Genomic DNA, 12,973 nt, shown 5'->3' with positions numbered 1-12,973 from the left:
CAGTTAACGTTCTGGAAGTATCAATGTTAAGCCCTTGAAGCTTTTGGGCTAGTCTGAGGTCAGGCTGCGGTAGGATGACCGCAAGCTTCTTGACGTCAAACGAAATATTGGTGGCCGATATGCCTGTATCCACAACTGCTTTGCAAGAGGTGCGTCAGCGCGATCGCGCCTGCCTGGAAACCAATAATCCCTACCAGCAGCTTCAGGCCCTCCACGAAATTTGGCCGCGGGTGGCGGAAGTCTACGGCGACGTGATTGCCCTCAACGATCCCCACGGCCAGCCCGCCGCCACCCTGACCTACCGCCAGATGTGGGACGCCATTCGCACCTTTGCCAGCGGCCTGCAGGCCCTGGGGGTAGAAAATCGCGCCCACGTGGCCCTGTTTGCCGACAACAGCCACCGCTGGTTCATCGCCGACCAGGGCATTATGACCGCGGGCGGCATGAATGCCGTGCGCAGTGCCACCGCCGAAACCGAGGAGCTGGTCTACATTGCCCAGCACAGCGAGAGCACTGTACTGGTGGTCGAGTCCGTGGCGCTGCTGAATCGCCTGCAGAATCGCCTGGATACCCTGCCGATCACCCTGGTGATTTTGCTTTCCGACGAAGAGCCCCCCACCGACGGACGGTGCAAGGTTCTCAACTTCGCCCAGCTGATGGCCCTGGGAGCCGAGCGCCCCTACACCCCGGTTAGCCTCCAGCCCACCGACCTGGCGACGCTGATCTACACCTCTGGCACCACCGGTCAGCCCAAGGGGGTGATGCTCAGCCATCGCAACCTGCTGCACCAGATCAACACCCTGACGGCGGTGGTGCAGCCTCAACCCGGCGATCGCGTCGTGGGGATTTTGCCCTCCTGGCACAGCTTTGAGCGCACCGCCGAATACTTTTTGCTGTCCCGCGGCTGCACCCAGACCTACAGCAGCATTCGCCACCTCAAGGCCGACCTCAAGGCCACCAAGCCCCAGTACATGGTGGGGGTGCCCCGCCTGTGGGAGTCAATTTACGAAGGGGCGCAAAAGCAGTTCCGTGAGCAAACCCCCGGCAAACAAAAGCTTATTTTTACGTTCTTTGGCCTCAGCCAGCGCTACGTCGAAAACCTCTGGCGCTGGCAGGATATGAAAATTGATGAGCCCGAGCTTTCGTTTCCCCAGCGGCTGGGTTCGGGGCTGATGGCTCTGGTGCTGTGGCCCCTGCACCAGCTGGGTAAAAAGCTGGTCTACGGCAAGGTGCGAGAGGCCACGGGGGGGCAGGTCAAGCAGCTGATCAGCGGCGGCGGTTCCCTGGCTCGACACATCGATATTTTCTTTGAAATTATTGGTGTGCCGCTGCTGGTGGGCTATGGACTCACCGAAACCGCGCCGGTGCTCTCGGCCCGCCGACCCTGGCACAACCTGCGCGGGGCGGCCGGTCAGCCCATCCCCTTCACCGAGGTCAAAATTGTCGATCCCGAAACCCGCCAGGAGCTACCCCAGGGCAGCCAGGGGCTGGTGCTGGCGCGGGGGCCGCAGGTGATGGAGGGCTACTACCGCAACCCCGAGGCCACCCAAAAAGCGATCGACCCCGAGGGCTGGTTTGACACGGGCGATCTGGGCTGGATCAGCCGCGACGGCAACGTGGTACTGACCGGGCGAGCTAAAGACACGATTGTGCTGACCAACGGGGAGAACATTGAGCCCCAGCCCATCGAAGACGCCTGCATTCGCAGCAAGTACATCGATCAGATCATGCTGGTGGGGCAGGATCAGCGATCGCTGGGCGCGCTGATTGTCCCTAACCTGGAGGCGCTCCAGGGTTGGGCCACCGCCCAGGCCCTCTTTGTGGCCGTTCCCGGCGATGATACCCCCGTCCCCGCCGACTGCACCGCCATTACCCTCGACGACGGGCGGGTGCAAAAGCTGTTTCGCGACGAACTTGGCCGCGAGGTGAAAGATCGCCCCGGCTACCGCCCCGACGATCGCATTGGTCCATTCCGCCTGGTGCTAGAGCCCTTTTCCATTGACAATGGCCTGCTCACGCAAACCCTAAAAGTCCGCCGTCCCGTGGTTGCGGACCGGTATCGCGATATGATTGACGCGATGTTTGCCTAGCGGTAGGTGGTGTCAAGACTTCGCTACCCTACGGCTGTACCCTGAAAAAGAGTCCGGTTCGCGACCCCTCAGGTCGTAGCCAGTAGTAGTGATTTATTTATTGCGTCAAAGATTATGGATGAAACTCAATCGTTGCTGCTCAAGCGAGTGGTCAACATTAAAGCTATTGTGACTCCCCTCTGGAAAGAAGAGGCCCAGAAGCAATTGCAAGCCCAAATCAACCAGGTGGACAGTCGCCTGCAGCAGCTCGAAATGCAGGGGCAACGCATGGTTGCTGAGCTTCAGAAGCAGGCCGAAAGCCAGCCCAACAGTCCGGCGATTCAGCAGCAGATGGGCAGCATTCAAAGTCAACTCAACCAGGACAAAAGCAAACTCCTGCAGCAAAAAAATCAGAGCCTACAGCAGCTTCAGGAAGTGCAGACCCTGGACATTGATGCTGAAGTTGAGCAGGGCAAGGTGGAAAGCTTCTTCAACGTATCGGTTGGGGACAACCTGGTGCGCAAGCTGCAGGTCGAGATTTTGATCAAAGACGGCGTGATCCAGGAAATTCGCGGCGAGCTGTAGGGCGTGCCATCCATTGAGGCTAAAAGGCCGGTTTATCCAGCCTGGCCACGCCCGACCCCAAACCAGGCTCGGGGCTGCAACCCTTTGATTTTTGGGCGTTTAGCAGCTAATCGATGACAGCTCTAAGGGCGTATCATTCATGCTGGCCCGATGTCACAGTTGGAATCGTCACTGACGACCTTACTGGCAACCTTTGCGGGGCGCGATCGCCGCCTAATTTGACCTCCTGACAGAAAGATCCCCGCTTGGGACCGTCCTTGGGGATAAAATAAGTCCTTGGCATCTCTGCCGCTCTGTCGTTATTCATCCCCTTTCGGAAGCCACCTCCATGATTCGCGAAGTCTTCATGCCTGCCCTGAGCTCCACCATGACCGAAGGCAAGATTGTGTCTTGGGTCAAAGCCCCTGGCGATCGGGTGGAAAAGGGCGAAACCGTGGTGATCGTCGAATCTGACAAGGCCGATATGGATGTGGAGTCGTTCCACGAAGGCATTCTGGCGGCGATTGTGGTGGAGGCGGGGGGAACCGCTCCGGTGGGAGAGGCGATCGCGCTGTTGGCCGAAACTGAGGCCGAGATCGAAGCTGCCCAGCAGCAGGCCGCTGCCAAGGCCAATACCGCTGGTGGTGAAGCCGCCCCTGCCTCAGCGGCGGCCCCTGTCGCCGTGGTTGAAGCCCCGGCTCCAGCCAGCCAAAACGGGGCCTCCTCCGGCAGCCGCAGCGGCCGGGTGGTGATCTCCCCCCGCGCCCGCAAGCTGGCTAAGGAACTCAAGGCCGACCTGAGCAGCCTCCAGGGCAGCGGTCCCCACGGTCGGATTGTAGCCCAGGATGTCGAGTTGGCAGCGGGCAAAACCCCCACCGCCACGGGTCCTGTGGCTACCCCGATGGCCGCTGCGGCACCTCCGGCAGCGGCCCCTCTGCCCGCTGCACCCCCCCCAGCCGCTCCCGTGCCCAGCGCCGCCGCCCTCGGCCAGGTGGTGCCGTTCAACACGCTACAGCAGGCCGTCATTCGCAACATGGGGGTTAGCCTGGCGGTGCCCACCTTCCACGTGGGCTACACCATCACCACCGACAATCTCGACGCCCTCTACAAGCAGATCAAGTCCAAGGGGGTGACCATGACTGGCCTGCTGGCTAAGGCCGTGGCTGTCTCCCTGCAAAAACATCCGCTGCTGAACGCGGGCTACACCGATCAGGGGATTCAGTACCGCTCGGGCATCAACATCGCCGTGGCCGTGGCCATGGAGGGGGGTGGCCTGATTACCCCGGTGCTCAGGAACGCCGACCAGTACGATATTTACTCGCTCTCGCGCACCTGGGCCGATCTGGTGGCGCGATCGCGCACTAAACAGCTCCAGCCCGACGAGTACAACTCGGGCACCTTTACCCTGTCCAACCTGGGCATGTTTGGGGTCGATCGCTTTGACGCCATTCTGCCGCCGGGGCAGGGATCAATTTTGGCGATCGGAGCCTCGCGCCCCACGGTGGTCGCCACCGCCGATGGCCTGATGGGCGTCAAGCGGCAGATGCAGGTCAACATTACCTGCGACCACCGCATCATCTACGGAGCCGACGCCGCTGCCTTCCTGAAGGACCTGGCCAACGTGATTGAAAACAATCCCCAGTCTCTGACGCTCTAGTCCTGCTCTAACCTGCGGATTGTCCGACCTGTGCATTGATGGATCTGGCCAGACCTCAGGCTGGTCAGATCCATCAATGCAACTTACCCCAGTCTCTCCAGGGCTTGATATTCTGAAGGCAGTTTGCCCTCAGTACGCACTGGTTATGAATTCAGTCGATCTCGCCTTCCTGCCCGCCCTCGAACAGGCCCGGCTGATTCGCGCCAAGGAAATTTCTCCCCTGGAGTTGACGGAGATTTACCTGCAGCGGATTGAACGGCTCAACCCCGAACTGGGGGCCTACGTGACGGTGATAGCGGAGCAGGCCCTGACCGACGCCAAGGCCAAAACCGAGCACCTGGCCAGCAACCCGGAGGATCTGCCACCCCTGTTTGGGGTTACGGTGTCCGTTAAGGATCTAAATCCGGTGGAGGGGGTGGCCTGCGCCTACGGCATTAAGGCGGCCTGCGATCGCATTGCCAGCCAGGACGACTACATCGTCGGCAAGCTGCGCCAGGCGGGCCTGGTGATTTTGGGCAAAACCGCCACCTCTCAACTCGGCTCACTGCCTTACACCGAGCCGCCGGGCTTCCCGCCCGCGCGCAACCCCTGGAACTTAGACTACACGCCGGGGGGCTCCAGCGGCGGCGGTGCAGCGGCCCTGGCGGCGGGGCTGTGCGCCATTTCCCAGGGGTCCGACGGCGGCGGGTCGCTGCGGGGGCCTGCCTTCTGCTGCGGTTTGGTGGGGCTGAAGGCCTCCCGAGGGCGGATCAGCTTCGCCCCGGTGGGGGAGCGACTCAACGGGCTGGCGGTCAACGGCCCCCTTGGCCGCACCGTAGCCGATACCGCTGCGCTCCTGGATGTGCTCAGCGGCTATGAACTGGGCGATCCCTACTGGCTGCCCGATCCAGACCCCTCGTTTTTGGCCGGACTCCACTCCCCGCCCAGGCCCCTGCGGATTGGCTATGCCACTCGCCTCGACCCGATTGGCGAGATTGACCCGGTCTGTCGTCAGGCCATCTACACAACCGTGCAGCAGGTCGAAGATCTGGGCCACAGCGCTGAGGAGGTCACCTTCCCCAATCTGGAAGACCTGATCGAGCCCTTCGTGGTGGTCTGGGAATGCGTGCTGGCCGAGGTGGGCGTGCCCTGGATTGTGATGGAAAAGATGAACCGCTGGCTCTACTGGCGGGCCTGGCGGATCAACAGCGGTGCCTACCTGCGTTCAGTGGCCAAGCTGCAGCAGGTGGCCCGGCAGATTGTGCGGTTTTGCCAGCCCTACGACGCGCTGATTTTGCCGGTGTACATGCACCCGGCTATCAAAGTGGGAGAGTGGAAAACGCTGCGATCGCCCAAAATTCTTGACAACGTGATCAACTGGGTGGCCCCCTGCCCGCCGTTCAACGCCAGCGGTCAGCCAGCGCTGGCTATTCCCACCGGCTTTGCCCCCAGCGGGGTGCCCATTGGGGTACAGCTGGTGGGCCGTCCCGCTGACGAAGCCACCCTCCTGGCCCTGGCCGCCCAGCTTGAGCAGGCCGCCCCCTGGAGCCATCAGCGGCCCAGCTTTGCTGACATAGAGATCTAGGGGCTGTCATCAATTAGCTGCTAACGCTCAAAAAACAAGGGTTACAGCCCCTAACCTGTCGTTTGGCATGAAAAATCAGGGCCTGGATGGCGCTGAACTGGCGCATCTAGGCCCTGGAGCAGGAACTACGCAGAAGAAAACGACGACGGAGCGATCGCTAGGCTTTGCCCGCAGGCTCAAACTTGTGGGCGTGGTCTTGCAGCAGCGAGCTGACCTGGTTCAGCACGTTGTCGCCACCTTTTTTCTGAATGGTTTGGCGCTCGGGGTAGAAGTCGGGCTGATCGAGGTTGCGCGAGATTGCCTGCTGCACCTGCTCAGCAATGAGGGCAGACAGATCGCCACGGGCATTTTCCCGCTGGAAGTTAGCTCCTTCTTCGGTAGTGGCGTAGAGGGGCGGCAGACGGTTGAGGGCATAGGCGGCGATATCGCCCAAATCGAGGGTTTTGTCGGAGGTGGACTCAATTTCGGCCACCCTGGAGATCGCCTCAGTCAGCACCAGTTCTTCCATCACGTTGATGAACTGTTTGCGGGGTACAGCCACCACTTCCCCCGTCAGCAGCGCACCCATCAGGCGATCGAGAGCCATGTATTCTTCAATCGAAAGCTCAGCGGCGGTGTCGCAAATGCGACCGACCTCAGCTTCCATGGCGGGGGTGAGATAGCCATCTTGTAGGGCTTGCTCAACAATCTTTTCGATAGTCATTTGGCCAAAAGCTCCATAAACGGTGGATTAACGGCTTTTACTGAAATCAGGGGACTGGATAACGACGGGGGTAGGCATCCACCTGGGGTTATTGTGCCCCAATCAACTAGGCAGGCGACAGGAACATATAAAGACTGCTTGGGGGCGGCGTGACGAATTACGAATATTTGAGAAAGCCAATGGCTTGTTTCCAAATTTGGTGCTTGCCCTGGGTTTCGGTTTCCAGGCAAATGCACTGCGGGTCCTGCCATAGAACCCGCCCGACGAGGACATCGCCAGTAATGAGCTTGACTTCCACAGAAGCCTTATCGCGAATCAGGTTTTGAACCTGGCGAACGCTGGGAACCCCGCTGGCAAACTCTTGAGACATGGTGCTACGCCACTGAACTTACGCTGGTCTTACGGTACCCCGTTTGCCAGGGCCAGGTGACAGGGCGGGGAAATTTGTTAAGGAAGGTGAGGGGTGAGGAGTGGCCGGGTATGTCTAATCCGCCCCACCCCCTACGCCCCACCCCCCACCCTTTAACTTCCCAATTTAGTTAATAATTAGGATTCATCCCCTTAACATCGGCGCAGTATGGAATTCAGCAAGTACCACGGTCTGGGCAACGACTTCATCCTGGTGGACAATCGCCATCAGCCAGAGCCAGTGCTGAGCCCTGAGGATGCGGTACGGTGGTGCGATCGCCACTTTGGCATCGGCGCTGACGGGGTCATCTTTGCGCTGCCGGGGCAGGCGGGCACCGACTACACCATGCGGATCTACAACTCCGATGGCTCCGAGCCGGAGATGTGTGGCAACGGCATTCGTTGCCTGGCCAAATTTTTGGAAAGTCTGGAAACCGCCGATGGCCGAGCGCCCCAGGCACCCCACACCTATCGCATTCACACCCTGGCGGGGGTAATCTCGCCTACCCTACAGCCTGACAACCAGGTGACGGTGGACATGGGGCCGCCCCACCTGCTGGCCCAGGAAATTCCGACCACCCTGGCGGCGGCGGACGAGAAGGTGGTGGCGGCACCGCTGACGGTAGCGGGGCAGACCTGGGCTGTGACCTGCGTCAGTATGGGCAACCCCCACTGCATCACCTTTGTGGAGGATGTGGCGGCGATTGCGCTGGAGGCTATCGGTCCTCAGTTTGAGCACCACGAGGTTTTTCCCCAGCGCATTAACACCGAGTTTATCCAGGTGGTGCGGCCCGACTATCTCAAAATGCGGGTGTGGGAGCGGGGAGCTGGCATTACCCTGGCCTGCGGCACCGGGGCCTGCGCGTCGCTGGTGGCGGGGGTGCTGAATGGACTGTGCGATCGCGCCGCTATCGTAGAACTGCCCGGTGGCCCGCTCCAGATTGAGTGGTCAGCCGCCGACAATCGCGTCTACATGACTGGTCCGGCGGAGTTGGTCTTTCAGGGCAGTCGGTAGGGGGTGTAGGGTGGTGCACGGTATACGGTTTACGGTGCAAGGCTCGAACCGCAAACCGCAAACCGTATACCGCAAACCGCAAACCCCAATCTCCTAGCGCTTCACCAAAATGCCGTGCAGCCCAGCGGCTTTGGCCCCTTCAAAGTCGTCGGTTTTACTGTCGCCGATGTGCCAGGCCTGGCTGGCATCGCAGCGGTGTTTTTGCAGAGCAGTGGCAAAAATCAGCGGATCGGGCTTGGCGGCCCCCGCCTCCGAGGACAGGGTGACTGAACTGAGGTAGGTGGCCAGGTTGAGCTCCTCCAGCACCTGGTAGAGCCGGGTATCGAAGTTTGAAACTACCCCCAGGGCAATGCCGCGCCGCCGCCAGCGTTCCAGGGCGGGGAGCACATCGGGGTATAGCACCCAGGGGGCGGCGGTGGCGAAGTGGGCGTAGAGATCGGCAAAAAAGCTGTCGAAATCGACGAAGCGATCGAGTAGCCCGGCGCTGCTAAAGGTCTGCTGGGCAATCACTCGCCACCAGCGATACTCCTGCTCCGGCACCGTAGCCGGATCGCTGCCGGGAAAGGCCATCTCCGGGGCGGCCCCAAAGGCACGAAGAAAAGCCTGATTCAGAGTTTCTGGGTCGGCCTCAATGCCGTGGTGCTGGGCCAGATCGGCATAGATAGCCCCAACGCTGCCCCTGACGCCAAACAGAGTGCCAACCGCATCTAAAAAAATGACCTGGGGCTGGGGAATATTAGCCATGGACACGGAGCCTACAGGAATCTACAGAACAGCTAGTCACTCTAGATATTAGGATCGAAGCCTCAACTTGTGGTTGGTTCGTGCCTCGGCTCCAAAACCCGCCGCCTAGGATTCACTGTAGGCCTCCATGCCGACGCAGGAGCAGATCAAGTTGCGATCGCCGTAGGCCTGGTCAATCCTATTTACCGCGGGCCAAAACTTGGCGCTGCGGGTAAACGGGGTTGGAAACACCGCCTGCTCGCGGCTGTAGGGGCGATTCCAGTCTGCTACCAGGTCGGCGGCGGTGTGGGGGGCGTGTTTGAGCGGGTTGTGGTCGCGATCGCTCTGGCCCGTCTCGATCGACCGAATCTCTTCGCGGATGGCGATCATCGCGTCGCAGAAGCGGTCTAGCTCCGCCTTCGACTCGCTTTCGGTGGGTTCTACCATCAGCGTACCGGCCACCGGCCACGACATCGTCGGCGGGTGAAAGCCGTAGTCAATCAGGCGTTTGGCCACATCCTCGACGCCGATATCGGCGGATTTCTTGAAGGGCCGCAGGTCGAGAATGCACTCGTGGGCCACGCGCCCGTTCTGGCCGGTATAGAGAATGTCGTAGTGCCCGGTCAGGCGTTGGGCGATGTAGTTGGCATTGAGAATGGCCACCTCCGTGGCCCGCTGCAGCCCCGCGCTGCCCATCATGGCGATATACATCCATGAGATGGGCAGAATGCTGGCGCTGCCCCAGGGAGCTGAGGTCACCGCGCCAATCCCCTGGTGACCGCCCACCCCAGCGACCAGGCCGTGACCCGGCAGGTAGGGCACCAGGTGGGCCTTCACGCCGATGGGGCCCACCCCGGGGCCACCGCCTCCGTGGGGAATGCAGAAGGTCTTGTGCAGGTTGAGGTGGCAGACATCGGCCCCAAAGTCGGCGGGGCGGCAGAGGCCCACCTGGGCATTCATGTTGGCCCCATCCATATACACCTGCCCCCCGTGGTCGTGGACGATCGCGCAGATTTCGGCAATCCCCGCCTCAAAGACGCCGTGGGTAGAGGGGTAGGTGACCATCAGGGCAGCCAGATTGGCGCTGTGCTTTTCAGCCTTGGCCCTGAGGTCGGCCAGGTCAATGTTGCCTTCCTCGTCGCAGGTCACAGCCACCACCTGCATCCCCGCCATCACCGCGCTGGCGGGATTCGTGCCGTGGGCCGACTGGGGAATCAAACAGATGTTGCGGTGAGTATCGCCCCGCTGCCGATGGTACTCGCGGATCACCAGCAGGCCTGTGTACTCCCCCTGGGCTCCGGCATTGGGCTGGAGCGAAACGCCGTCGAATCCGGTAATTTCGGACAGCCAGTTTTCTAAATCAGCGAACAGCTGACGGTAGCCCCCGGTTTGCTCAGCCGGTGCAAAGGGGTGAATTTGGCCAAACTCGGGCCAGGTAATCGGCACCATTTCGGCGGTGGCGTTGAGCTTCATGGTGCAGGAGCCCAGCGGAATCATCGCCGTCGCCAGGGAGAGATCCCGGTTTTGCAGGCGATGCAGGTACCGCAGCATCTCGGTTTCGGAGTGGTAGCGGTGAAATGTGGGGTGGGTGAGGTAGGGGGTGGTGCGGCGGAGGGAGTGGGGGAGTGGGGGAGTGGAAGAGTGGGAGGGTGGATGGGTGGGTGGGTTGCCGGTGAAGACGGTGATCAGGTCTTGCAGATCCGGGTCGGTGACGGTTTCGTCGAGGGCCACCACCAGGGTTTCGCCGTCCAGTGCCCGCAGGTTGATGCGATGGGCTTTGGCACGGGTGAGGATGTCTGCCTGGGCGTCGCCGACGGTGACGCGGAGGGTGTCAAAGACAGGTTCGGTGGCGAGGGTGTAGCCCGCAGCGACCAGGGCATTGGCCAGGGTCTGGGTGTGGTGGTGAATGCGGGCTGCGATCGCCCGGAGCCCCTCCGGCCCGTGGTAGACCGCGTACATGCTGGCCATGATTGCCAGCAGCACCTGGGCTGTGCAGATGTTGCTGGTGGCGGCATCGCGGCGGATGTGCTGTTCGCGGGTTTGCAGGGTCAAGCGCAGGGCGGGGTTGCCGTAGGTGTCTTTGGAGACCCCCACCAGGCGACCGGGCAGCTTGCGGGCAAAGGTATTGCGGGTGGCAAAGTAGGCAGCGTGGGGGCCACCGTAGCCCAGGGGAACGCCAAAGCGCTGGGTGCTACCCACCACGATATCGGCATCAAATTCGCCGGGGGGGCGCAGCAGGGTGAGGCTGAGCAGATCGGCGGCGACGGTGACCAGAGCCTTGGCAGCGTGGGCCAGGGCTACGAATTCCTCATAGTCGTAGATAGCACCATCGCTGGCGGGGTACTGCAGCAACACCCCAAACACAGGGGTCTCGAAGTTGAACTGGCGGTGGTCGGCCACCACCACCTCAATGCCCAGGGGCTGGGCGCGGGTCTTGACTACATCGATGGTTTGGGGATGGCAGGCGGCAGAGACCCAGAAGGTTTTGGCGTCTTTTTGCTTGCGGGCGTTAAAGGCCAGGGTCATGGCCTCGGCGGCGGCAGTACCTTCGTCGAGCAGGGAGGCATTGGCGATTTCCATGCCGGTAAGGTCGGTGACCAGGGTTTGGAAATTGAGCAGCGCCTCCAGCCGGCCCTGGGCAATTTCGGGCTGGTAAGGGGTGTACTGGGTGTACCAGCCGGGGTTCTCAAGCACGTTGCGCTGAATCACCGCCGGGGTGAGGGTGTTGGCGTAGCCCAGACCCAGGTACGATCGCCACACTTGGTTTTGAGCGGCAATGCCTTTGAGGTGTTCCAGAGCGGCGGCCTCGCTCCACCCCTGGGGCAGCTTGAGGGGCTGCTGGAACCGAATGGTGGCGGGCACCGTGGCCTCGATCAGTTCATCCAGGGAGGAGTAGCCCAGCGCCTTCAGCATGGCCTTGGTGTCGCCAGCGTCGGGCCCCAGGTGGCGGGCCACAAAGGAGCTCAGCGGCCCGGCGATCGCATGAGGAGATACCCTGCCGTTGGGGCTGTGGGGCGAGGTGTTGGCGTCAAGGGTGCTGGGCTCTGGGGAAAGTTGTGTCATACCCGTCTGCGGATGGCTCCAAAAAAGGACTTTAAGGAATAGGTCTGATGCTAGGGGCTGTGATCAATTAGCTGCTAAACGCACAAAAATCAAAGGTTACAGCCCCTGGCCTGTCGTTTGGGTCGGGCGTGGCAAAGCTTGATATATCGAGCTTTTGGCCCTAATTGGTGACACGCCCTAGGACTGAGGCGATCGCCCTTATCCTTCATATTTTGAAACATGCGGGACAAATTTGCCGTAGTCCTGGGGGCAATGCGATCGCTAAGTCAGCTGCTCCACAAAGGGGAGCAGGGCGGCGGCGGTCGCCTGGGGGTTCTCCAGGTGGGGGACATGGCCGCACTGGGGAATCCAGACCAGCTTGCTGGCGGCGATCGCAGCTTCAAACCGGTGCGCGTCCTTGGTGCCCAGGATCTTGTCCTGCTCCCCCCAAACGATCAGAGTAGGGCAGCTAATTTGATCAATTTTGGCGCTCAAAAAGTTGTAGCCACCGCTTTTGGTAAAGGCAATCAGCGCCTCCTTCCACCGGGGGCAATCCAGGTGCAGGGCGGCGCAGAGTTCAGCATCCGGGGTGACCAGGGTTTTGTCGAAGTAGGCCTGGCGACTGATGCTGCGGCGCACCCTGGGGTTACGCAAAAAGGCCGTGGCCCAGCTATCGAGCGGCGGCACCATCAGGTTGCCCATGGCGGGGCCAGCGGCAAAGCCTGCCGCGTCGATTAGCACCAGTCCAGCCACGGCCTCGGGATAGGTGAGGGCAAAGTCGATGGCGGCGGCCCCCCCCATGGACGCGCCCACCAGCACCACCGGACGGTCGATTAGCTGCTGCCAAAAGCTGTGCAGGTGCAGCTTGATGGCACCGGGAGATAGCTTGGGGCAGAGGGCGCGATCGCTGAAGCCAAACCCCAGCAGGTCCACAGCCCAGGTAGGGGTGGTCAGCAGCGGCAGCAGGCGACGGAACTCAAACAGCGAGCTGTCGAACCCGTGGATCAGCAGCATGGGGGGCTGGCTGGCCTGATCGTTCTCCGCCGGCACGTGGGCGGTGGGAATGGCCACTTCCCCCAGGGGCGTTGCGATCGGCGCAACCTGCACCCGGGCCGCCAGCTGGATCGAGGTGGGGTCACTCAGCCCCGTAGCGGCGGCGGGCAAGACAGAAACAGCCATAGGACGTTGAAACACACGACAACCTGCTGCCTATTCTCACGCATTCCCA

The 12,973-nt window shown here is 61.5% G+C and carries 10 protein-coding genes; 5 read left to right on the top strand and 5 right to left on the bottom strand.

Annotated elements, in window-relative coordinates:
- Positions 1-119: 119 nt before the first annotated feature.
- The 4 genes from NF78_RS11580 (at position 120) to NF78_RS11565 (ending at position 5,854) form a co-directional block, all read left to right on the top strand.
- A complete protein-coding gene (locus NF78_RS11580; protein WP_035989484.1) occupies positions 120-2,090 on the top strand; it encodes a long-chain fatty acid--CoA ligase in 1,971 nt (656 codons plus the stop codon).
- Between the two features lie 114 nt (positions 2,091-2,204).
- Complete coding sequence (locus NF78_RS11575) at positions 2,205-2,654, top strand: YlqD family protein (protein ID WP_035986485.1); 450 nt, start codon at positions 2,205-2,207, stop codon at positions 2,652-2,654.
- Positions 2,655-2,982: 328 nt separating this feature from the next.
- Positions 2,983-4,290, top strand: a complete 1,308-nt coding sequence (locus tag NF78_RS11570; RefSeq protein WP_035986483.1) for a dihydrolipoamide acetyltransferase family protein — start codon at positions 2,983-2,985, stop codon at positions 4,288-4,290.
- Between the two features lie 145 nt (positions 4,291-4,435).
- Complete coding sequence (locus tag NF78_RS11565) at positions 4,436-5,854, top strand: amidase (RefSeq protein WP_035986481.1); 1,419 nt, start codon at positions 4,436-4,438, stop codon at positions 5,852-5,854.
- A gap of 157 nt (positions 5,855-6,011) precedes the next feature.
- On the opposite strand, the gene NF78_RS11560 is transcribed toward NF78_RS11565, so the two are convergent.
- On the bottom strand, positions 6,012-6,557 hold the full coding sequence (locus NF78_RS11560) for a late competence development ComFB family protein (protein WP_035986479.1): 546 nt from the start codon (positions 6,555-6,557) through the stop codon (positions 6,012-6,014).
- 157 nt (positions 6,558-6,714) lie between these two features.
- Positions 6,715-6,927 carry an Hfq-related RNA-binding protein gene (locus NF78_RS11555; RefSeq protein ID WP_035986477.1) on the bottom strand — a complete coding sequence of 71 codons (213 nt, stop codon included), beginning with the start codon at positions 6,925-6,927 and terminating at the stop codon, positions 6,715-6,717.
- A 207-nt stretch (positions 6,928-7,134) separates the two neighbouring features.
- Here NF78_RS11555 and dapF point away from each other — a divergent pair, with 207 nt between their 5' ends.
- Positions 7,135-7,980 carry a diaminopimelate epimerase gene (gene dapF / locus NF78_RS11550; RefSeq protein ID WP_035986476.1) on the top strand — a complete coding sequence of 282 codons (846 nt, stop codon included), beginning with the start codon at positions 7,135-7,137 and terminating at the stop codon, positions 7,978-7,980.
- Between the two features lie 93 nt (positions 7,981-8,073).
- On the opposite strand, the gene NF78_RS11545 is transcribed toward dapF, so the two are convergent.
- From NF78_RS11545 to NF78_RS11535, 3 genes are all read right to left on the bottom strand, one after another.
- Positions 8,074-8,724 (bottom strand): HAD-IA family hydrolase, encoded by a 651-nt coding sequence (locus NF78_RS11545; RefSeq protein WP_081972589.1) that lies wholly within the window; start codon positions 8,722-8,724, stop codon positions 8,074-8,076.
- A 105-nt stretch (positions 8,725-8,829) separates the two neighbouring features.
- Positions 8,830-11,766, bottom strand: coding sequence for an aminomethyl-transferring glycine dehydrogenase (gene gcvP / locus NF78_RS11540; protein WP_035986474.1), 2,937 nt, complete (start codon positions 11,764-11,766; stop codon positions 8,830-8,832).
- A gap of 261 nt (positions 11,767-12,027) precedes the next feature.
- Positions 12,028-12,924, bottom strand: a complete 897-nt coding sequence (locus tag NF78_RS11535) for an alpha/beta fold hydrolase (RefSeq protein ID WP_035986471.1) — start codon at positions 12,922-12,924, stop codon at positions 12,028-12,030.
- Between the last annotated feature and the right edge of the window lie 49 nt (positions 12,925-12,973).

The sequence above is a fragment of the Leptolyngbya sp. KIOST-1 genome (genome assembly GCF_000763385.1).
Classification (GTDB): Bacteria; Cyanobacteriota; Cyanobacteriia; order Phormidesmidales; family Phormidesmidaceae; genus Nodosilinea.
This window is presented reverse-complemented; position numbering and strand designations above follow the sequence as displayed.

What these genes read in the sequence shown, in the direction of transcription:
- NF78_RS11580 (WP_035989484.1), top strand. Translation starts at nt 120, where the DNA reads ATGCCTGTATCCACAACTGCTTTGCAAGAGGTGCGTCAGCGCGATCGC.
- NF78_RS11575 (WP_035986485.1), top strand. Translation starts at nt 2,205, where the DNA reads ATGGATGAAACTCAATCGTTGCTGCTCAAGCGAGTGGTCAACATTAAA.
- NF78_RS11570 (WP_035986483.1), top strand. Translation starts at nt 2,983, where the DNA reads ATGATTCGCGAAGTCTTCATGCCTGCCCTGAGCTCCACCATGACCGAA.
- NF78_RS11565 (WP_035986481.1), top strand. Translation starts at nt 4,436, where the DNA reads ATGAATTCAGTCGATCTCGCCTTCCTGCCCGCCCTCGAACAGGCCCGG.
- NF78_RS11560 (WP_035986479.1), bottom strand. Translation starts at nt 6,557, where the DNA reads ATGACTATCGAAAAGATTGTTGAGCAAGCCCTACAAGATGGCTATCTC.
- NF78_RS11555 (WP_035986477.1), bottom strand. Translation starts at nt 6,927, where the DNA reads ATGTCTCAAGAGTTTGCCAGCGGGGTTCCCAGCGTTCGCCAGGTTCAA.
- dapF (WP_035986476.1), top strand. Translation starts at nt 7,135, where the DNA reads ATGGAATTCAGCAAGTACCACGGTCTGGGCAACGACTTCATCCTGGTG.
- NF78_RS11545 (WP_081972589.1), bottom strand. Translation starts at nt 8,724, where the DNA reads ATGGCTAATATTCCCCAGCCCCAGGTCATTTTTTTAGATGCGGTTGGC.
- gcvP (WP_035986474.1), bottom strand. Translation starts at nt 11,766, where the DNA reads ATGACACAACTTTCCCCAGAGCCCAGCACCCTTGACGCCAACACCTCG.
- NF78_RS11535 (WP_035986471.1), bottom strand. Translation starts at nt 12,924, where the DNA reads ATGGCTGTTTCTGTCTTGCCCGCCGCCGCTACGGGGCTGAGTGACCCC.